Raw genomic sequence first — 20976 nt, 5'->3', positions numbered from 1 at the left:
GGCTAGCACCGCATCTTTGTCGGCTACTTTATCCAGCAAGGGTTTACGTCCCCGTCCTGGTTTGGTTTGTAGTCCTGCGAGTCCATCGGTTTTAAAGCGTTTCAGCCAGCTATTAACACTCACATGGCACATGCCCACAATCTGGGCAACATCTTTCGATTTACGGCCAGCCGCTTTGAGTAGGATGGCTTGGCAACGCATCCGAAAGCTATGGCTATCATTGGTTTTTAATTCACGTTCTAAATCGGCACGTTGGATATCGGTTAGAACCGGAGTATTTACTCGTCCCATGAGGGCAAGTTAGAAAATAATGCAAACTATTTCTCACGGACTACTTACTCCCCATCAACATCCTCTACCCGGAATTCGATAATGGCGGAGTGGTTACTGGCGGCCTTGGCGATATGGTCTCCTCCGAACAGTTGCAGGGTGCGTGTGCTGCCGATGGCTAAAGTAGCCGAAGGGGTCTGTAATTCGGCGAAATCATCGGTATACTGAATCACGGGTAGGCCAGTAACCTGCTCGTAGAACCGGACGAGGGGTTTCATATTGGCAGTAATAATGCGAACGGAGGCAAAAATCATGGCGCTTGTGCGTTTGTTTTAAATCACACAAAATAAATTAGGCCTACTGACAACCGTATGTCAGTAGAGTTCAGCCTAGTACTAGTGTATTATCCATCTCTTCAAACGCTCAATAAATGAGCGAGAGAGTCCTTAATTAGACTTTTAAACTAACGTGAATTATGGATAACCTCCTACTATAGTAGCTCCTACCAAGCAGCTGTATCCATAAGTCAAGTTGAATTAATGAAATCTGCTGTGGCGATAAGATGCCAGCAAAGCCTCCTCCTGATCGCTCAGTAGCTCCCTGGCTACCAGTCGGCCAACCACAGCGGCCAGCGTTACGCCGGCATGCATCACGGCCACGTAAAGTCCTTCGATACTGGGTATTCGACCGATGATAGGCAATCCGTCTTCAGGGATAGGTCGATTGCCTACGGCAACATTCGTGAGGACCAGTAGCCCCGCCTGGTGCCAATGTCCTTTTATGTTGTTCAAGCATCGCCGGGCTATGGCCTGGGGGTTGTTGTCGATTGAGTCATCCAGGTAATCTTCGGCACTGAGCGTCAGCCTGGGGGAAGCCGCTCGGAGTTCCAGTGAGGGGGAAGAAACGATCCGGTTCACAAACGGATGGGAAGTATGAAACGACACTAGTATAGCAGGTGATTTAGTCAGGGGCAGGTGGATCGCCAGTGGCTGGCATAAGGAGTCTGCATTCACTCCAGTGGCTAACACGACTATGTCAGCGGTTATCGCACCATGAGCCGTAACCACCCCGGTAAGGCGGGAACCGGTCATCATCAATGACAAGACCTCATTCCCCAATTGACAGCTGACACCAGCTTGGCGAGCGGCTGTGATTAACCCATGTAGGGCTAGTTTAGGATCTATTGCGCCTTCATCTTCAGCCAACATGGCCCGGGAAGGTACCTTTTTTAAATTGGGCTCCAGCAATTGTATTTGTGGCTGATCGATCACTTGCACCGGATAACCCGCCCCGATGAGCTTCCCCGCTAGACGCTCGGTCTGGGCCGGATCGTCCAGCCAAGTCAACGCACCCGACCAATTCACGTTGAGTTGTCCCTTCAGTTCATTCTCCAGTCGGTGCCAATCCGCTATGGCTTGTTGCCTCAGGGTAATATAGGTTTGAGGAGATTCGGGGTTAACGGTAATCCAGCCGAATGAGTTAGCCGTTGCTCCATCCGCTAGATTGGTCGCTTTATCCAGCAAGGTAACCTGTGCCATACCCCGTTGTAAGTGGTAAGCTAAGCTGGCCCCCACAATACCCGCGCCTACCACCACAATATGAGGCTGTTTAGTGATCATCTATTTTACTCATTCAGTGGTCAGTACATGTGTTCGTTCGGGGTGCGGGCCGAGTTATCTGAGTCCTGCTGATCGAAAAGCTAGCCAAAACAGCTAAGGCTGTTTTAGACTGGGCTGGTAGCTATTACCAATTTATCTGTTTCGTATCAAATATGGACTATTTATTCAGGTGACTTATCTGGAAGGTAGTTAACGCACTAAAAAAAGCGGGTGGTGGGTGCTCCTGGCTATACGGAATATCCTCATGCCGCTCACGGCATTTGGGATGGGGTAGTTATGAGGCCTAGTTTGCTAGGCTGCTATTAGCCTAAAAACGAAATAACCCACCGAAGGCAAATAAATTCTAAGGTGTATCAAAAAACGCTCCCAATTGAGACGTAATATTCTTCATATGTTTGAGGTTAAGATGGCGTTCAGCGAACGAATATTATTGAGTCAGACATCCTAATTTTGGGGATGAAGAATAAGTCTTTGCTGGGTTTTCAAGCTCACTGGGAAAGCCTTGTTGACAAGGCTTTTGCCGATTATGGTTCACTGACCAGAGACGAGCGGGTGTGGATTAATGTTCAATCCTTACTCGATCAGGTTAATAATGGTGGCCTGATTAGTCATTACTATAATTCAGGCGCTGATTATAATCAGGAAACGATCGAGGATCTCCAGTGGCTGGGCTTTGTGGAACTAGCAACCCTACTAATGCGCATTAATAGGCTATTTCCCAGTGGGCAGCCTTCAACTGATATTAAAGAACGTAATGAGGTAATCGATACGTGGCCGGTGGGGAAATATGATGACCTGCTAGAAGAGCTTGATGAGCAATTTTACCAAAAGGGGCCAGAGCTTGAAAGCACCTTGATCCAGCATATCGAAACAAAGCTGAGTCTAATGTAAATGCTCCAACTTGAGACGAATTAGCCTTCATGTTAACTTACCGCCTGTAAACTTAACCATCCGAAAATGCACCTGGATATACTTGAATTAAAGGAGTTGCTGTTAGTAACGCAAGCCCATTTACGGGTGCTTGAACAACTTGAAGCCGAGCGGATCGCTAAAGAAACAGGACAGCCTTTACAAGTTATTGAGCAGCGGATTCAGACGCTAGCCGAGGAGATATTGGACGCTGTTCGAGAGGAAATTCCTAAGGTCAAGGAAAATGGAGGTGTGACGTACGCAACAAGGCTTGGAATGTCGTCATTTCCGTGTCTGAAAAAACTCTCCTGCTTGAGACGACAGAATCTTCATACATATGCTTCAAAAATGGGGCATTTAAGTGGACGCTTTACCTTAGTACCTGTCAAGTGATACCGCACCGCGGGGCGGCCCAGCGGAATGCCGGACCACGGCGTACCGGCCACCGCGGTACTATCCGTAGCATGCGGGTCAGCCATCCTATTTACTTCTTTCCCATGAGCCGTAAGCAATTACTAGTGATAGGGTTACTACTCTTCAGCCTAAGTTGTAGCCGGAAGACGACGCCTACCAACCTGTTAGGGACGGAACTGGATTCATGTGATTATGTGAACGACGTTGTGTCAGCCCATTCATTGTTTGTCGGGCGCTGGCGATTAGTGCGCATAAAAGCCAACGGCTGGGGTACTACATCTGACAAGCTCCCGGCTAAACCTGTTGAGATGGTCGTAAGCCCGCAAGGTCAACTAACCCTGTATGAAGCGGACGAAGCGACCTGGTCAGCACGACTTCTTTTAACGCAACCTCATCCCGAGATTGTCCACTATGTAGTAGATGTAGCACCGACCGTAGACTATACCACGCAAAAGAGGCGGTCTGGCGCGGTTTCATTTTACTTTCCACAAGATGGTGGTTTCCGTATTTGCCCCCATCATTTACTGATGGGGGATGCTGACGTTGATGGAGCTGATCTGTACTGGTTACGGGTAAAGGCGGGAAGACCACGTTCGAGAGGCTTCTAATACCATCCGACACGCTACTGGCATCGGTTTTGGATGGGGTTGTTCATTACTTACGTAGATTTTTCTTAAGCCCAAATCAGTTGAACAAATCAGTAAACTAACGGCCGCTGCGTGGTTATACGGTTAATGAGCGTAACGCCCTACCCGTTTTGCCGCGGTATGCACAACACAATCGAATGGATAGCCTTTTTGCTGCGAATTGGCCCAAATCGCAGGCGATGCCTACTCTAGACGGCTACAGTCCTATACGCACTACATCGTTGAAAGCTATAGCATTTTTAACCAAAAAAATTGAGTGATTCCAACCGTTAGCTATCCGATTGGCTCCGCTTACGATAAACCCGTTTTAGCCAACCAGCATGAAAAAAAATATCCCTGCCCTCCTTATTTTAATCGGCTTAGTGTCGACTGCCCAAATGTGCGGCAAAAAGGATGACGTCAACCCGGAGTTCGGGCAATCCAGTTGCGGCGTAAAGAATCCCGCAAAGGATCTCCCCTGGCTGAAAGACATTATTACCAAAGCCAATGAAGATAAAGCAACAATGGCCCATCAAGGAAATTATATGGGCAGTATTTACCTGGAAAGCTTACGAGATGAGCCCGTTTTCTTAGTGAAAATGATGATGGGTAGTGGAGGCCTTGCCGGGTATTTCTTTCGGTGTGATGGCCAGCGAGTCTATCCTACTGCCGAAGAAATAACCACCGTTGTAGCGGGTTATCAAAACAAAAAGGTCGTGTACGCCAACCTGCCTTAAAACAGGCTGAACCGGAGATTTATTCTCTTTACGTAACAACAGGGGCCAGGACAACTAGGCAACAAAGAAATGTAGGGTTCCAACTACTCTATACGTTTTAAGATCTGATAAGAAATGGACTTTACACGATGAGACAAGTACGTATTAGGCTAGGTCTTTTGCTTTTATTAGCCGGTTGCAACCAAGACGCGGCCATCAAACCAGATGAAGTTGAAGCCACTATAAAGGGCTATGTGATCGCTGATAACTGGAGTAAATCCGGTAGTAGCGGAGGGCTGGTAATTAAAATTAACCGTGATAGCTATCTGATTAGTAACTCAATACCATCCGATTATGAAAACTCCAACGCGTGGCCTGTCCCGGTTTGGGTGCGCTACGAATCAGCCAGTCCGGATAGTTGCAGTCAAGCCACCAACCGGGTTAACATTCTGTCCATTCGCAGGAGATCGTAATTGGATTATCGAAAGTCGTGTGCTGAACCGTATCCTAGTAGCCTGGGGTACCTACCTGACCTACGATTAGCCTGGCTCCCGGTAGCCTTTTTAGGGTTGGGCTTCTTTGCTAATGCTTACTTTTCCCTTCTCTAGGGTAATGGTTATATCGACGGGATCATACCCACCGTAGGGCAGAACATCGGGATTTTTACGCCCATTGGGCAACAGGTCGTTGATTAACCGGCCTTTTGTTAACGGAAGGACTACGTTTAGGAAGAACGCGTCTTGCTCAATCAGCTCATCCACGCCCGTACGTAAGAAAATGAGGGTATGATTCACGATCGTATACAACGAACAGGGACGCGCTTTCAGCTCACTGGTATACCCAACCTGGCTTAGCGTATAGGTGATCTTTCCCGCCTGCTTCACGATGGAGCCTATGTACACCTCTCGCTGGGAAGCGGATAAATTGTTTCTTAGTTCGGCCCTCACCAGCGGATCGCTGAGGGTGACTTCTCTGGTAGGTATACCCGGCAAGGTGCTTTGGGCGAGTAAGTCGATGGTATTCATGACCATCAGCGTTAGCCGTAAAACTCTCATAATCGATACGTTTGAGTAGTCAAAAGTATAGCTTGTAGGCGAACATACAGACGCATGCCCCCTCAACGAGAAATCGTCACCTTTGTGCGCGTAAATAATCCCCTGTTTAGCCTACTAAACTTGTCAGTTTTTGCGTGAACGTTAACAACCTATACTAGATAGAAACCAGGTAACAGGTCGATTCATGAAACCGTTTGAACATACCCGTTTGTATGCCGCGTTACGCCAGGGGTATACCCGCCTACGGGCCTGGTTGGGCTATCCAGCCGACCCCCGAGCCGACCCGTCAATGCGGCTAACGGCGCTGCTATTGGTCTTGACGACATTACCCGCGCTAGCCCTGTATGGGTATCTCCACACGAGGACCTATTCTCTTTGGCCCAGCTTGTATTCAATTAGCTTGTACGGGTATCTAGCGGGTTGGTTCGGGGTGGCCATGTAGTGCTTGTGGTATGTACTGCGCGGGCTATTGATGAGGATTTTAGTCGTTCATGGGTTACCTCCTTCCATCCGGTTCCTAACAGCCGGTCTACTCAGTAGCTTCCTCTGCTGGCTGATCGGCTTCCCGCTAGTCACGAGTATGAGCTGGCGTCAAGGAATGTCAACTGAAACCGGCAACCTGGTTGATTTTATCCTAGTTAGTATTATCCTGGTGGTGACGCTACTGCCCACGTATTTCAGTAGGAGACGCTCGGCAGAAGTTAACTAGCATATGTTAACTAAAAACCTGAGTGTATAAAAATTTCCTCTAACGATACGACTTGTACGCTAAGCTAATGGGCTATTGAACCGGACTTGACAAGGCACAATTACTAGTCGCTGCCCGTATGAATCTGTTTTAAGATGAGGTATAACCGCACTTCTTCAGCGCGCGTACTAGGGATATATTTCCTGGCATGGTAGTACTGACCACTGAACCGAACCTTCAACCCTATCTTCATGTACGCGTTGGGCATGTTGCAAACAAAGCCATTATAAGCCGTATCCGTACCGGTGCCAGGTGGTAGCGGTTCAACATAGGTAATGTACCATAGCCCGACGCTCTCCCGATACTTCACGTAGCCTTCGGCATCATGTAGCCGCATGACTACGGGTCCTTCGATATGGCATAAGGGATTTGATGTGTCAGGTATTGAATCAACGGGTACGTCCATTGACTCCTTAGTGAAAGGAACAACAGCAACTGTTGGCGCGACCTTTTTGGCACAGCCAAACACCGCAATGAGTATAACCAGTAAAGCTGTAAATGCAGTGAATTTCATGAAACTCATTTATGGAAGGCATCTGACGAAATAATAGGCAATTGCACCCAGTAAGCTAAAGTCAACCAAGTTACTGCCTACTTACTGATGGCTAAAGCCGGTACAATCCATAAACTTGCTGATTCAGGTAGTGTATAATTTTAGTAGTTGGCATAAACCCGTATGCTACGGATAGTAGCGCGGTGGCCGGTACGCCGTGGTCCGGCATTCCGCGGGGCCGCCCGGCGGTGCGGTATCACTTGACAGTTACTAGGGAAAACCGTCCACTTAAATGCCCCATTTATGGTGCAGATAGATGAACGATTAATTGTCTCAATCAGGAGCGAATTGTGAGACTGTGATTTTTAACTATCTATCCAACTCTATCAGTAGCATAAGCATCAGTAAATTATGACTTTTATGCCTTTAACCTTACTATTAGATCGCCAGAATGACGAACTCAACCCGCCGGTTCACTTTGCGTTCTTCGTCGGTGCCTTTGGTTAGGATAGGGCGCGTATCGCCGTAGCCCACAGCCTGTACACGCGCCAAATCAATGCCTTTTTGAGCCAAGTAACGCTGACAGGCGATTACCCGGTCGCGGGAGAGTTGCCCGTTTTTGTCGTGATCACCGATAATGTCCGTGTGTCCTTCGAGGCGGATAGTCATGTTGGGATTATCCTGCATCATAGCCGCTAATTTATCTAATTCGGCAAACGAAGCCGACAGCAAATCTGACTTCGACATCTCGAAATAAATGTTCTTCAACGTGATTTTGTCGCCCACCGCTAAAGGTGTTAGCGCAATGTCACGCGTGAGTTTTTGTCCGCCTGCTACTTTACTTAAATCCAACACGCCACTGGCCGATTGATACCCCCGCGCTGAGGCCACGTAGGTATACACTTGCCCTTTCGCTAAGCTCATTCGGTAAATTCCAGTCGAAGCAAAACTCTGTACCGAATCCAGTACTTGTTTGCTGGCCGAAAGCTGGTAATCAATCGTAGCCGTAACCGGTCGTTTATTTTTCGCATCGCTCACTACACCTGATACCGTCACTACTGTAGCTACAGGTGCTGGTTTAGCTTTCGGAGTTTCCATTTCGCCCCCTGATTCGCCCGAAACTTGTGGCAGTTTTTGGTTTTTTGGGGCAGGTGACGATCTGGGTGGAACGGGCGTCGGCGTGGTTGGGGGCGTGTAAACTACTTGATCGGCTGGATTATCGACATGCAGATTATAGATGTTCCAGCAAATGTATTGGTCGTTAACGCACTCGAACAAATCAAAATTTTCTAGCCCTTTATCCAGGCGCTCGAAATAGAGGGTAAACGCGATCTGGTCGCCAGGAAACGTATTTCTGCCGACAAGAACCTTTTTTCCAGTAGCCGGATTAAGTTGCTCTTTTTTTACCGGAATCCCTTCGACCTTCACAAACGCAAACGTTCTGGCTCCATTGGCCGCTACCAAATAGCCGGTAGGATCGAAACCAATCGTGCCGGTTGATACCTGACGCCCGTTTCGGTCGTAGCTCGGCTTGTTCTGGTCTGTGTAGGTCAAATTTAGAATCGTGTAATCACGAGTCAGGCGAATACTGTTCACTGTTACGCCAGGATCAGCCGTACGGCCGCGGCCCGGCTGACCCCCTGAACTAGGGTTTGTATTTGGATACCGATTCGGATAGGTATCATCGGGTGATTGCTGACCGCTGGAGGGATATTGTTGCCCACCACCTGAGGGGTTACCCGTCGGGTAGGAGCCAACCATGCAGGCCGAGTTTAGCCCGGTTAACATAAGAAGAATAAAATAGGGCTGCTTCATAGGTGCCAAACCCAATAAATAGATACGTGAGCGAACTGAGTTAAGGATCATTTCTACTTAAATCGACAATCTCCTGCTAATTGGATTTACCTATAAGACGGATGTAAAGGCCGATGGTTTACTGAAAGGGAGTTATAATTTAATGTAAATACGGCATTAGCTTTTACCGGCTGAAAATGTACTAGGCGTATTAGCGCTAAATTGGCGGAGTCAAACCGCGACCTAACGGGCCAACCCGCTATAATCTGCTGGCTGTTCCGGTGGTCAAGCAAGAAACGTTTATCAACATGTCGTTTCACTTTTTTACTCACTATATCTCATGTCCAGTAATCTGCGGTAAGCAACTACATATTTAGGTGCAAGTTGATTATCAGCAATTTAAGATAGTATTTATCATACAAGATTTCTTTTTGATAAAATATACTACCTGCTCTGATTGAATAGATTGGACGTTTTTAGGGACTTTGTTCATATACCGCATCGGCGGCCCGCCCTTTTTGATAAGGCACTGATTATCAACAATCAGCTTATTTCAACTATAGAACCCACGGTCCGTCATTGCGGTTGCTTACCATATAAATCCCGGTACGCCGGAGCGGCCCTTTTGCAACGAGAACCCCTTAATGAGCCGGGCGTTTTCCGCAGCTATCGTCCTTACTTCTCAAACGACCTTACTTTAGATGCTCGTCAATTGATATACTATTATCGGCTGCACTAGCATCGGACCACCGAAGCGGTAGGAGTTTCTGATCCGCGATGCTAAACAGTTTATTGGCCTGATGGAATGCCAAGCCCGCTCGGTTAACAAGCTTAAATTTTCTGCTAATATGGCCTTGTGGTCGATCAATGTAGCCAAAGTGGAACAGGGCTTGACGGCTCAAGCAGACGAGCGCAAGGCTTTCACAATGGTCGATGTTAAAACCCGCTATCACAATGAGTTATTATTAAAGCGGTTTATATCAATCTTGCCCGAAGCGGCTAACATTAGTTTAAATAACTCCCAAATACGTCAGCTTTATAGCTTCGGCTGAATGGCTGCAAGAATTTACCGGACTATTGAGAATTGATAAATCTATTATAACTGATGCTTCTACCAAGTAATGAATGTAATAGTCTCGCTCTACTTAATTTTCTTTTTGCCGGAAAGAGCCGACTTTAGCCCAATTAGCGGGTTTAAGCCTTGTTTTCCAGGTGTCAGCCAGGCTCCTTCTCCGTTCTCGTTCCAGGCGTAAAGCAGGCCAATCCGTTCACTAGTCAGTGAAGAATCATGGGTATTCATCCAGTTAAGCAAACCGTTAACCGACTGCTGAACTGACTGGACTGAAAATCCGGTGAAGTATGGTTTCTCCTGGTATTTATTTTTATCATTCGACCAGGGGCGCGGGTCCCAGCCCATTGTAGACACGGGTATGTAGGGTTTCTTCACAGCGTTGCTCAGCTTGCTCCACAGTTGCTGTTCGGCTGCATGCAACGTATCGATAGGGATAGCCTGGTTAGGCCCCTTAAAGCCTATGCTGTGATAATTGTATCCGGTGATAATATCCGCGCCCGAACTCTCGGCCTTCGTTATGCCATCGGGCGAGCCGGCACAAATAGCAATTGACGCGCCGGGCAGTCCTGCTTCAACGGCACGCTTTCTTAACTTGTCGAAAGCCGCGCTGACCGCTTCCGGCGAGCCAAAATTTTTGATGAGCGAGGTGAATTCAAAAAAAATAAGCAGTGGCTTATCGGCTACCCGCATATACTGGGGATGTTTGAATTCGGCCAGCCAGATATCAGTAAGCTTCTCCCAGTTTTCTGGACCTACATCAAAACCGCCGTGATTAGCAACCAGTAAACAGTATTCCAGCTTTTTGACATTCTTTGAGTTTTTATATAAAGACAGGGCTCTGTTTTCGGGGAGTTCTTCGACAGTACGACCATTGCGATGGTACCAGCAAAAACTAAAAAACGAAAGCCCGGCATTGGCCGCTAGCGTAATCTGCTCGTCAACGATCTCCTGCTTACTCGTTACCCATCCCCATACAGGCTCCCGGTCAGAATAGTTGTTTTTCAGGTCGTCGGTGATGTGGAACGTAGTGCCGCTCCAGCCGTCAAAATAATAGGCACCTATTTTATTTTTGCCTTTTTGGGCCAGTAGTTGATCTCCGGTAAAAAACAAGGCTACTGATAGCCAAATGGTCAGAACAGATTGTGAACGTAGCATCGATATGGAGGGAAGGGAAAATGCGCTAGAGATGAGTTTACTTATCGTTTTAGTGCCCGTTCTTCGCCTTGTTTGATCAGGTCGACGCCTTCCAGCACAAACCGGGACGTATCCTCTTTGGTCTTTTTATAAAACGGAGAATACATACTGGCCGAAACGGTCTTTTTGTCCATGTCGAACGAGAGTAACCGGATGTATCCTCCTCCCAGATCTTCGTTCTGGTAGTTCTGGAGAATCTGGTATACTTTATTGCCCTGTTCGCCGGTATCTACTTTCAACGCGGAACTCATTACGTGTCCACTCAGCACAAACCGTACGTTGGCGTATTTTTTAACCAGTCGGTCATACACAACCTGTGGACTAAAGTCGCCGTACCCGGCGTTACGCGTGTCAATTTCTCCTTTTGTGGTCAGGTGGTAGTGGGTAAGAATGATCACATTGTAATTGAAATACTCCTTAATAATATCCCCCGCCCAATTAATTGGCCCCATTCGCGGGCAAAACTCCAGACTGATCACTAGCCAGTTAGTTAAACCAACTTTAAAGGTGTAGTAAGCGTTATCGCTCTTATCCGCTTCATACCGGCCGCGCTGGTGCGTAAACCGACTAACGGGAAAATAGGCATTGAACTTGTGCGTTTTCCGCAGGTTCTGATTCACATTGCCCGGAGCCGCACTGCCACTATTGAACCCAACAGCCTCCGTATCATGGTTTCCCAGCGTAATAGCATACGGAATATGATGCGCGTCGAACTGGTCGAAACCTTTGCTGGCGACTTCAAAATGGTCGTAATTATCAAAGTTAACGACATCACCAACGTGTAAAACCATTGGAATATTCAGCGAATCCTTGTGGTCGATCACCCATTTGATCCGACTGTTGAACATAGCGTGGTTACTACCAACTTCGCTCTGCGTGTCAGGGAAAACCGGGATGGTAAATTTTTGCGCATACACGCTGGCCATAGTAGCCACGCCAGTCAAAACGGCCAGAAAGAATCTTGTTATCATACTAAAGTTTAGTTGTAAGCAACTATTATCAGCTTTATTTTTTGTGTCTGGAGGCCACCTTCTTGACAACCTTCAGGTAGCTTCCAGTTGGGTCAGCCTTGGTAGGTACCAGGTAGCCACCTTCTCCAAGTTCGTTCCAGGCGTATATTAATAGCATTCGTTCTTTTGAAGTCTGCTCCGGGTGCGTATCCATCCAGGAAACCGCATCGTTCAGGAATGTTCTGAACTGTTTGGGTGTACGACCGGTATAATACCAGCCCTGCTTAGCGCCCCCTTTGCCGTTGCCGCTGGCATCTTCCCAAGGGCGTTTATCCCAGCCCACAATCACCGTCGGAATATAGGGCTGTTGCGCTGACCCCTGCCACTTGCTACGTTGGGCATCGACTAGTTCGCTATACGGGTGTTCCTGCGAACCCGCCGAATAACCTGGCACTACGTTGTAATGGGTTGTTACGGTAAAATTCTTTCCCGTCGTATTGCCACACCCGGCAATCGTCAGTCCAGCCAGGCTGTTTTTCTGAGCCACCTCCTGCATGCCGCTAAGGTCAGCGTTTTCGATGCCCTTCGCGTTAAAAACAACCACCAGTGGTTTAGAATCAACCTTAACGTATTGCGGGTCATTAAAATACTGCATCCAGTGCTCGGTTGCTTTTTGCCAGTTCTCGGTACCGTTAATTTCGGCGCCCTGATGATTGGCAACCAGCAACCCAAACTTGATCCGATTTTTATTTTTTGCCTTGAGATACCGCTGCATGCTTTCATGCTGAGGCAGGGTTGCTATTTTTTCCGGGTTAAAAGGGCCGTTAGCATCGCGCCAGTACCAGCAAAAGAGAAAAAACTCGATCCCATTATCAGCCGCTAAATCAATCTGCCGCTCCATAATTTCCTGCGAATCATGTCGCCACCCCCATACCGGCTCACGATCAGCAAATTCATTCAGCATTCGTTTGGTAACCTGCCGGGGTGCTGTTTTGGCCCAGGGTTCGTTGGGGTCGTTGGCTTTGGGGTTTTTACCACCCCATCCATCGTAATAATAGGCACCAATGCTGATCGGCTTACTGACTGTTTGTCCATACAATGGCCATACCAACCCTGTCAGGCAAGCCAGCAAGACTGCCGAAAGCAACCGTATTGATTGAGTTTTCATAACGTTAAGTACTGAAGTACAAATGGTATTAGAATCTTTCAAACTGACGTTTTTGTCATGCTGACAAAAAACTATCTAATGCATTTTAGATCAGTCATTTATCTGCAAAAACCCGTTATTTCGTGATTACGGGCTGAAAAACCTCCAGTCCTACGCCCCGATCCCGGATCACCAGCGTATCCGTTGCTGAGTACGTATTTGTGCCTTGTTTGAACTGATACGTCAGATGGATAGCATCTCGTTTTTTATTGCCCCACTCGTCGGCATCGTCAAGAAATTTTCCGCTGCCAGTCACCTGAAAAGCAGAGCCGGGGGAATTTTGTACAACGCAGTCATTGCCGGTAAAGGTTAACAACAAACTCAATGTCCCTTTAATGGCCGTGGAGTTCAGATTGCCAGCCATGGTAACCTGATTTTTACTTTTCGTCGTCAAATTCCATACATCATTTTTCTCGATGAATTGGGTCCGGTACGTAGTCGACTCTATTTCCTGACCGGCAGCGTTTTTAACCGCGCTTTTGCCCCGGCGGAAATAACTGCCATGAAACGGATTGATAAATTTGACGGCGAACATGGTAAAATCTTTGGGCGTCACCTGCCAGTTGCTGACGATTCGGGGGTCGGCCTGCGCTACAGATGGTTTACCCGTGAGCAGTGAATCAAGGCCAATCACTTGGCTAATACGTACTGGCAATACATACGCAAGTTTAACCGCCAGCGTATCATCGAAAAACTCGTCTTTCAGTTGCACCGCAATATTTCCATTTAATTCGCCCGCCGGAATAATCAATTGATCGGCCGAACTTAGGGTGTAGTATTTTTCGGGCAAAGGATATATTGGCTGATTGGTAGCAGCAAATTTTGCCTGATTACAAAGGCTGTTATCTATCCGTATTTTAAAGATACGATCCTTCGTATTCGCATACACCCCGCCCATCGCTGCTGATATCAGAAATTTATGATTGTTATCGTTGGAGTTATCGTAAATGTAGTCGCCCAGAATCAGCGTCCTGATAGGATACTGATAGGGAAAATAGCCCGATGTATAGTCGTAATCAGGAAATACAATCTCCTGGTTTTTACAGGCATACAATCCAGCCACTAAAACGAGTAGAAACAAGATTTTCTTCATGTTGGAACGCTTGTACTGATTTTTCCGAATTTCAGATGACAATGAATTACCACGGGAGTTTACCAAGTTCATTTTTGACGGGATTAACAGAATTTTCAGGATTGTTTTACTACCATTCAGATCAATAAATCCTTTTAATCCCATCAAAAAAACGTATTTACAATACACCTGTTACCAGCCCTGATTCTGCTGAAGTGCCTGGTATTTAACAATCTCCGTCTGAGGTACGGGACCGTAGTGCATGACGTTATTTTTATACACCCGGGGCTCGACATCCACGATGGTGTAGGTTGCCTTGTTAATATTGACGCCTTTGGCGGTTTCGGTCAAGTCGGCTTTCCACCGACGCAAATCCCAGAAGCGGAATCCCTCGAAGCAAAGCTCTAACCGACGTTCATTCCGGATGAGCTGCCGCATATCTTCCTTTGCTGATACGCTCATCAGATACGGATCAGTTTTGGGAATACCCGCCCGGCTGCGTATCGCTCCAATTACGTCCTTTGCTGAGTATCCCCAGGTGCCCGAACCCGTTGGCCCCCAGGCTTCATTGGCCGCTTCAGCGTATAGCAGAAACAATTCCGTATAGCGCATGTGGACCTCGTAGTGCTTTTGGGTTGTGGTCGAAACCGGGTTCATATTGACCTCTTCCACCAGTAGCTTTTTCAGATAGTAACCAGTGCGTGTCGACGTTTCCAGCGAATCTTTTGCATCGATACCTCCGCCCACGCCCGTAAGAATCGTTTTCCCGGAAATGGTATTGCCATTGTAGGCTATATACTGGCGCAGTCGCGGGTCACGATTATCATACGGTTTTGTCTTATCGTACTTACTGTCTGACCGGTCGATTGGATAGCCGTTTGCCGCCGGAAAGGCATCGACAAGATTCTGCGTGGGATTAACATTGCCTCTACCAAAAAGCGACGGTGGATAATTGGCCATTTCACGCGTATTCGTCGTAACGACCGACCGTCTCCATAAAATCTCTTTTTGTTCGATTGGGCTGGCGGCCGATACGTTCAGTTTATCGACGAGCGTTTTTAGGTAAAATTTATTCCCTTCCGGATCAAGACCGGTCAGGCCACCAATGTCTTTCAATACGTTACCGGCATGATTAGCTGCCAACTCCCATTTGGCAGGGTCCGTATTGAAGGCAGGGCTGGCGGCCAGTAACGCTACTTTTGCGCGTAACGCTCTGAGTACCCGGCCAGAAATCCGCTGGTTGAGTTCAGATCCAAACACAATATTATAGTTGCTGGTCGATACCTTTTCATAGCCGGGCGGCAACTGGGCAGCACTGCTTACATTGAGGTAATCGTTCATGGTCAGATACTTCAGCGACTCGTTGATATCGGCATATATCCGGTCAACAGATTCAGCAAACGTTGCCCTTGGGATATTGAAATCAGCGTTAGCATCCAGAAATTTGTTAACAATGGGAATACCCAGCATCTGCCCACCGGGTCCGGGACCAGCCACCGCCACCAATAGATGGTATTGCAACAAGGCACGTAGCGCGTACGCTTCCCCTTTGAACCGCTGGGTATACAGCCAGTTCAGTTCAGGGACCGAGCCTTTCCAGTTGACCGTATCGATGAGCGTAATGAACTGGTTCGTTGTCTGAATACCAGATATGCAATTTGCCCATTGATCCACAGGGTTGTACATCGCCGACCATTGACCGGTGGCCATACGCAGGTATTCATTCAGCTTGTTGTTGCTTACGGCATCGTCGGTCGCTACGTCATTAAAGCTAAGGTTGTTGGTTGGAATTTTGTTGTAAGCTCCCATGAGTACCCCCTCGGCATACCCCGGGTCTTGGTAAAGACGGTCAATGGTGCTGTGATTATCATTCACAGGCTCCAGCAGGTCGCAGGACCAGAACGTAACCGTACCCAGAGCAAACAGACTATATAGGATGAATCTCTTCATATTTTTTTCGCGAATTAAAACGAGATGTTCAGACCCAGAGAATAAGACCGGTACTGCGGTTCGCTGCCAATGTTCAGTTCCTTGAACTGTCGGAATTTTGAAATCATGACCAGATTCGACGCATCCGCAAAAACCGAGAATCCCCGCACATTCAGCTTGTTTGACACCTTGAGCGGAACCGCATAGGTAAGTTGCACGCGATCGACGGTAAAGAAGTTATCGCGGTACAACCAGAAATCAGAGCTGCGGTAATTATTGGTGTTGGCAATAGAACTCAGCCTGGGGAACGTAGCGGTGGCCTGCGTAGCTTCCGTCCAGCGGTTCAGCACGAAAGTTGAATACTTATCGTCGCCATCGACCCAGAAGTAATTGTTCGAGATTTCGCCATCAGCTCCCATACGTCCGTTGCCGCGCGCAAACAGAGTCAGGTTTTTATACGATAGGCGGAGATTAAGGCCATACGAAAACGGAGCCTGCCCCCGCCCAATACGTACCTCATCGTTGGCATCGATAATGCCGTCGCCGTTTTGGTCTTTGTACTTTATATCACCCGGTTTCACGGTTCCGAATGCCTGCGTTTCGTGGCTTTCGATATCGCTCCGGCTGGTGAAAAAGCCATCCGAAGCCAAGCCAAAGCGGGCGTCGACGGGTTGACCGGTACGATTCCGGTTGCTGGTTGCGTACAGCTCATCCCGTTTTTTAACCTTCGAATCCGCATAGAGCACGTTGGCGCCAACCACCAGTTTGACGTCACCCCATTTCTCGCGGTAGGAAAGCCCCAGCTCGGCTCCACGGTAAGCATTATCTTCAAAGTTTCGGTAGGGAATGAAGGTGGAGTAATAATTTGGGTAGATGGTTTGAGGTCGGGCAATCTGGTCGTAATACAAACTGGTGAACACATTGGCATCCAGCGATAGCCGATTGCCAAACAGCAGACTCTGGAAGCCTATGTTCAGTTCATTCCGTTTTTCAAAAGCCAGATTGGCATTGCCTCCGTTCTGGGCGATTACACCACCCCGCGACCGGGTGCCTTCGTACCACGAATAACTGCCAGAACTCGTATAGCGCTCGTCGTAATTAAAAAATCCGCTGATGCCGTTGTCTGAGTTCAGCAAACCCGCCGATGCCCGAATTTTCAGATAATTGATAAACGACACCGACGACATAAACCCTTCCGAACTCAGTACCCAGGCAAGGCCCAGCGATGGGGAGAAAGCCATACGGTTGTTGGCGGGTAGTTTAACGGAGTTTACGAAGGCGCTGCTGAAATCTACCAGGTATTTGTTTTTGTAACCGTAGCCCAGTCGCAAACCCAGATTGGCATTTTTATTTCCCTGTATATCACCCTGCACCTTGTCGCTGGTCAGATAAGCCAACAATGATCCGGTAATCTGGTGTACATCATCTACGTTCTTACTGTAATCTAGTAGTCCATAAAAGCCGATCCGGCGTCGGTATGACGCATTGCCGACATTCTGTGTCCCGCTACGTACATCTTCCCCATACTTCCGAAGGCTGACGATACGGTCTTGTGTATCAGACCAGGTTGGCTCATAAGCCGCGTAACTATTGCTGATAAACTGATCGTAGAGGGTCAGGAAATCGAAGCTTAGATTGGTGTGAAAGGCCAGCCCGGGAATCGAACGGCCCAGATCGAAATCTATCCGGTTGTTAAAGGAAAATACCCGCTGCAACTGCCGGTTTTGCCCACCCGAGTAGCCAGACGCGATGGGGCTCGTCAGATAAGCGGCCGTCCCGCCAATCAGATACGTTCCATCAACGTCATTTTTACGTCCTTTGAGCAGCGCATTTTCCGGGTCGATCAGCGAGATGGGAATCAACGGCGCGTACAGGTTCGGCCGGAGCGTAGCGGCATTGGCAAAGAAGCTCCCCTGCGGCATGTTATTGTCGTTCAGCACAAAAACGGCATCCAGCGCGCTTTTAATCCAGGGATTAATTTTCAGATCAATATTCCCCCGCACGTTGAATACGTTGGATGCCATGGATTTGCCTTCGCCAAAGTTGTAAAGACTTCCGGTTTGGGTCCAGCCGATGTTCGTATAGTACGTTGCTACGTTGTTTCCTCCCGAAAAATCGACCATTGCCCTCGACAATGGCCTCATTTTCTTTAAATACTCGCTCGAATAATAATCTACGCTAGGGTATCGGTAAGGGTTACCGGTTCTGAAGTTCTGGATTTGAGCGGGCGAATACTGAATACCCAGTCCATCGTTCAGCCGCGCTTCGTTATACAATTCCATGTAATCGGCCGACGGAAGGTATTCCGGTAAAGCGCTGGGCCGCGAGATTCCGTAAAAAACGGTTGCATTGATCTGCTTCTTGTAGGCCTGTCCGCGTTTGGTTGTTACAAGCACGACGCCGTTGATCGCATCGTTGCCGTACAGAATGGCCGAGTTGATGTCTTTCAGAACCGAAATCTGCGCCACCTCCGATAGATTGAGGGTGCTCACGTCGCGCGGCAAACCATCGACCACAAACATAGGACTGCCTATCCCCCGGATATTTGAACTGCCAAGCATGCCAGGAATCAGGCCGCTGAGTGCTGAGGAAATGCTTTGCGTATTGTCGAATTGTCTGAGATCGTCAGGATTCAGAATACTGACAGCATTAATCAGATTCCCTTTTTTGATTTTGCTAAAGGCAACATTTACTACGTCTTGCTGCCCAAACAGGAAGGGTGATTTTGTTAAGCTCAGTCTTTCCTGATTACTGTAGTCGCCAGGCTTAAAAACGACGGATTCAAATCCGGGCGCTTCAATAAGTAGATCGCCCAGGGTCGGGATAGTAATGGCAAACTGACCACTTGCATCAGTCTTGCTAACGGCGGTACCTTCGTTACCATAGACAGTTGCGTCACTAATGGGCGCCCCATTTTCATCTACCACGGTCGACTTGATCACCATCGGCGGAGCTACTTTTTTCTGAGCCACGGCCACAATTGGGCACAACAGCAATAAGTAGCTCAGGTATACGTATATGCTCTTCATGTGTTTAAACTGGTTAAGGGATGACACGACGTATTGATGTTTACCACCCTGGATTTTGTGGAAATCCTTCATACAGTTTCGTGTCTTTCAATTGAAATGGAAGCCAGTTATGTCTTTTTTCAAAAACGCGGGTAACCACCACGCGTTCCTTCAAATTAGTGGGCTTACCGTTGGCTGCCCGGTCGAAATCAATCGCTGTTTTCTGAAGGTATTCGTCGTTCCCGGCGATATTCCACCGGCGCAGATCGAAAAAGCGATGCCCTTCAAACGCAAACTCAACCGCCCGTTCCCGAATAATTTCTTTCATAAAAGCATCTTTCGAGCCCGTGTATTTGCCGGCCAGATTGGGCAACGTAGCGCGGTTTCGGATGGTGTTGACCGCATCGACAGCCGTTAACGCAGCCCCCGGCGATTGAGAAAGGGGCGATCCATAACCGTGGAGGACGGCTTCGGCATACATCAGGTACACATCAGCCAAGCGCATCTGCGGATGATAGGACTGGAAACTTCCCCAGCGATTATCCCAGGGATTACAGCCTTTCGGTGTCCATTTTTTGTAAAAGTACCCGGTTACGCTCCCTGCTACGTTGCTGCTGGCAGTCGTACCATTCCGGTGCAGGCCGTTGTTGGCTAACTGGGCAAATTCATTCTGTTTGGCCGCAGCTGCGGTGGCATTATCCACCATACGGACGTTGTCATAAATAATATCTACATAAAATCTCGGATCACGTCCGGTCCAGGGATCGTTCGGATTGTAGCCCGACTCCGGATCATTAATGGGCAGGCCGTTGGCCATTCCATAATTTTTGATGAAATTGTGCGTAGGCACTTCAACCCGGTTGTTACCCGCCCCAAACTGCACCGGATTGCTGGTGCGATTGGTGGTAAACCGAACGTAACTCGGAATATAAATGGTTTGGTTCATGATGACTTCGGTCCCACCTGGCCGATCACGGTTACTGGGTGACCAAACCCAGAAGTTATCCGTCCACGTGGCCCAGGTTTGTAGCCGATATACGCCGGTTTCCTTGCATATTTTAATCACGTCGGCCAACACATCAGCAGCCTGCTTACTCAGATCCGTATCATAGGCATTCTGGCCAGTCGAGGACTCGTTCATCATGGGACTTGCGGCATACAGCAAGTTTTTACCCAGCAACGACAAAGCATGGATTTTCGTGATCCGCTGCGCGTTGTTGCCTAGCGTAGCACTACCCATAGTAGTCCCGTCCCATTTCAACGGTAATAAATCAGCGGCTTCTTTAAAATCTTTAGCAACCTTCAACGCCGTTTCTTTATACGTAAGTCGGGGTAACGTAAGGGCTTCCGACGAACTCTGTACTTCATCGACGTAGGGAAGTCCCCCGTAATAGCGCATTAATTCAAAGTGAAAAAAGGCCCGAAAAAACAGGCATTGGCCTTTGATAGCGTTCTTCTCTTCAGGTGTGGCCTCCAGCAAATCCAGCTTACTCAAACCAAGGTTTGCTTTTCGGATAGCGTACCAGGCAAACGGCCATACCCGCATCCCGGTAAGGTTAGAATAGTAGTTAAAATTGGGGGTAGCGCCATACAAAAAGGTGGTCTGATTCCAGTAGTTGCCATCGTCCCATGGCAACGGCACAGTAGACAACACTTCATCGGAAGCGCTGAAATTGTAAAACTGATTACCACCCAGCACTTTATGAATGTCAACCACACTGTTGTATATCTCCTCCACGAAGCCCTGGAAGCTGATAAAACTCCCATATACATCTTTGTCCGATATGGTTGCTTCAGGAGCCCGGTCAAGATAACTTTCGCAACTACTGGCAAAAAACGCGACGAACACCATACTGCTTACCAGCCAATGTCTGAGTCCGTGCAGTTTATTTCTGATCAT

Annotated in this window: 20 protein-coding genes; 7 read left to right on the top strand and 13 right to left on the bottom strand. The window is 48.1% G+C overall.

What is annotated here, in order from left to right; translation table 11 throughout:
• The 3 genes from BM202_RS33395 to BM202_RS33385 form a co-directional block, all read right to left on the bottom strand.
• A partial coding sequence (locus BM202_RS33395) for a helix-turn-helix domain-containing protein (RefSeq protein ID WP_143100681.1) occupies positions 1 to 291 on the bottom strand: 291 nt, incomplete at its 3' end.
• Between the two features lie 44 nt (positions 292 to 335).
• On the bottom strand, positions 336 to 584 hold the full coding sequence (locus tag BM202_RS33390) for a VOC family protein (RefSeq protein ID WP_394333822.1): 249 nt from the start codon (positions 582 to 584) through the stop codon (positions 336 to 338).
• Between the two features lie 222 nt (positions 585 to 806).
• Positions 807 to 1889 (bottom strand): NAD(P)/FAD-dependent oxidoreductase, encoded by a 1083-nt coding sequence (locus BM202_RS33385; RefSeq protein WP_093834435.1) that lies wholly within the window; start codon positions 1887 to 1889, stop codon positions 807 to 809.
• A 456-nt stretch (positions 1890 to 2345) separates the two neighbouring features.
• On the opposite strand from BM202_RS33385, the gene BM202_RS33380 reads away from it, so the two are divergent.
• The 5 genes from BM202_RS33380 to BM202_RS36900 all read left to right on the top strand — a co-directional run bounded on the left by BM202_RS33380 (position 2346) and on the right by BM202_RS36900 (position 5027).
• Complete coding sequence (locus tag BM202_RS33380) at positions 2346 to 2780, top strand: DMP19 family protein (protein ID WP_093834433.1); 435 nt, start codon at positions 2346 to 2348, stop codon at positions 2778 to 2780.
• Between the two features lie 66 nt (positions 2781 to 2846).
• Positions 2847 to 3191, top strand: a complete 345-nt coding sequence (locus BM202_RS33375; protein WP_093834431.1) for a hypothetical protein — start codon at positions 2847 to 2849, stop codon at positions 3189 to 3191.
• The gene (locus tag BM202_RS33370; RefSeq protein ID WP_143100836.1) at positions 3188 to 3820 is read left to right on the top strand and encodes a hypothetical protein; all 633 of its coding nucleotides are present in this window, start codon (positions 3188 to 3190) and stop codon (positions 3818 to 3820) included. Before BM202_RS33375 ends, BM202_RS33370 begins: the two co-directional genes overlap by 4 nt.
• A gap of 359 nt (positions 3821 to 4179) precedes the next feature.
• Entirely contained in the window at positions 4180 to 4575 is a 396-nt protein-coding gene (locus BM202_RS33365; protein WP_093834428.1) for a hypothetical protein, read from the top strand.
• Between the two features lie 128 nt (positions 4576 to 4703).
• Entirely contained in the window at positions 4704 to 5027 is a 324-nt protein-coding gene (locus BM202_RS36900; protein WP_143100835.1) for a hypothetical protein, read from the top strand.
• Positions 5028 to 5117: 90 nt separating this feature from the next.
• On the opposite strand, the gene BM202_RS33360 is transcribed toward BM202_RS36900, so the two are convergent.
• Positions 5118 to 5609, bottom strand: coding sequence for a hypothetical protein (locus tag BM202_RS33360; RefSeq protein ID WP_093834426.1), 492 nt, complete (start codon positions 5607 to 5609; stop codon positions 5118 to 5120).
• A gap of 184 nt (positions 5610 to 5793) precedes the next feature.
• Here BM202_RS33360 and BM202_RS33355 point away from each other — a divergent pair, with 184 nt between their 5' ends.
• Complete coding sequence (locus BM202_RS33355; protein WP_093834424.1) at positions 5794 to 6051, top strand: hypothetical protein; 258 nt, start codon at positions 5794 to 5796, stop codon at positions 6049 to 6051.
• A gap of 370 nt (positions 6052 to 6421) precedes the next feature.
• Here the strand turns inward: BM202_RS33355 and BM202_RS33350 are convergent, their stop codons facing one another.
• On the bottom strand, positions 6422 to 6871 hold the full coding sequence (locus BM202_RS33350; protein ID WP_093834422.1) for a hypothetical protein: 450 nt from the start codon (positions 6869 to 6871) through the stop codon (positions 6422 to 6424).
• Positions 6872 to 7288: 417 nt separating this feature from the next.
• The gene (locus tag BM202_RS33345; protein WP_245776910.1) at positions 7289 to 8638 is read right to left on the bottom strand and encodes an OmpA family protein; all 1350 of its coding nucleotides are present in this window, start codon (positions 8636 to 8638) and stop codon (positions 7289 to 7291) included.
• A gap of 854 nt (positions 8639 to 9492) precedes the next feature.
• Between BM202_RS33345 and BM202_RS33340 the strand changes: the two genes are divergently transcribed.
• Positions 9493 to 9696 (top strand): hypothetical protein, encoded by a 204-nt coding sequence (locus BM202_RS33340; protein ID WP_143100834.1) that lies wholly within the window; start codon positions 9493 to 9495, stop codon positions 9694 to 9696.
• An 89-nt stretch (positions 9697 to 9785) separates the two neighbouring features.
• Here BM202_RS33340 and BM202_RS33335 read toward each other — a convergent pair whose 3' ends face one another.
• From BM202_RS33335 to BM202_RS33305, 7 genes are all read right to left on the bottom strand, one after another.
• Positions 9786 to 10871 carry a glycoside hydrolase family 99-like domain-containing protein gene (locus tag BM202_RS33335; protein ID WP_093834418.1) on the bottom strand — a complete coding sequence of 362 codons (1086 nt, stop codon included), beginning with the start codon at positions 10869 to 10871 and terminating at the stop codon, positions 9786 to 9788.
• Positions 10872 to 10912: 41 nt separating this feature from the next.
• Positions 10913 to 11881 carry a metallophosphoesterase gene (locus BM202_RS33330; RefSeq protein WP_218160648.1) on the bottom strand — a complete coding sequence of 323 codons (969 nt, stop codon included), beginning with the start codon at positions 11879 to 11881 and terminating at the stop codon, positions 10913 to 10915.
• Between the two features lie 34 nt (positions 11882 to 11915).
• On the bottom strand, positions 11916 to 13028 hold the full coding sequence (locus BM202_RS33325) for a glycoside hydrolase family 99-like domain-containing protein (RefSeq protein WP_093834416.1): 1113 nt from the start codon (positions 13026 to 13028) through the stop codon (positions 11916 to 11918).
• 115 nt (positions 13029 to 13143) lie between these two features.
• The gene (locus BM202_RS33320) at positions 13144 to 14160 is read right to left on the bottom strand and encodes a DUF5627 domain-containing protein (protein WP_177236789.1); all 1017 of its coding nucleotides are present in this window, start codon (positions 14158 to 14160) and stop codon (positions 13144 to 13146) included.
• 171 nt (positions 14161 to 14331) lie between these two features.
• Positions 14332 to 16089 (bottom strand): RagB/SusD family nutrient uptake outer membrane protein, encoded by a 1758-nt coding sequence (locus BM202_RS33315; RefSeq protein ID WP_093834412.1) that lies wholly within the window; start codon positions 16087 to 16089, stop codon positions 14332 to 14334.
• A gap of 14 nt (positions 16090 to 16103) precedes the next feature.
• On the bottom strand, positions 16104 to 19169 hold the full coding sequence (locus BM202_RS33310; RefSeq protein ID WP_093834410.1) for a SusC/RagA family TonB-linked outer membrane protein: 3066 nt from the start codon (positions 19167 to 19169) through the stop codon (positions 16104 to 16106).
• The gene (locus tag BM202_RS33305; protein ID WP_093834408.1) at positions 19138 to 20976 is read right to left on the bottom strand and encodes a RagB/SusD family nutrient uptake outer membrane protein; all 1839 of its coding nucleotides are present in this window, start codon (positions 20974 to 20976) and stop codon (positions 19138 to 19140) included. Before BM202_RS33305 ends, BM202_RS33310 begins: the two co-directional genes overlap by 32 nt.

The organism is Spirosoma endophyticum (assembly GCF_900112365.1).
Lineage (GTDB): Bacteria > Bacteroidota > Bacteroidia > Cytophagales > Spirosomataceae > Spirosoma > Spirosoma endophyticum.
The sequence above is the reverse complement of the archived record's forward strand: the minus strand, read 5'-3'. Positions and strand labels throughout refer to the sequence as shown.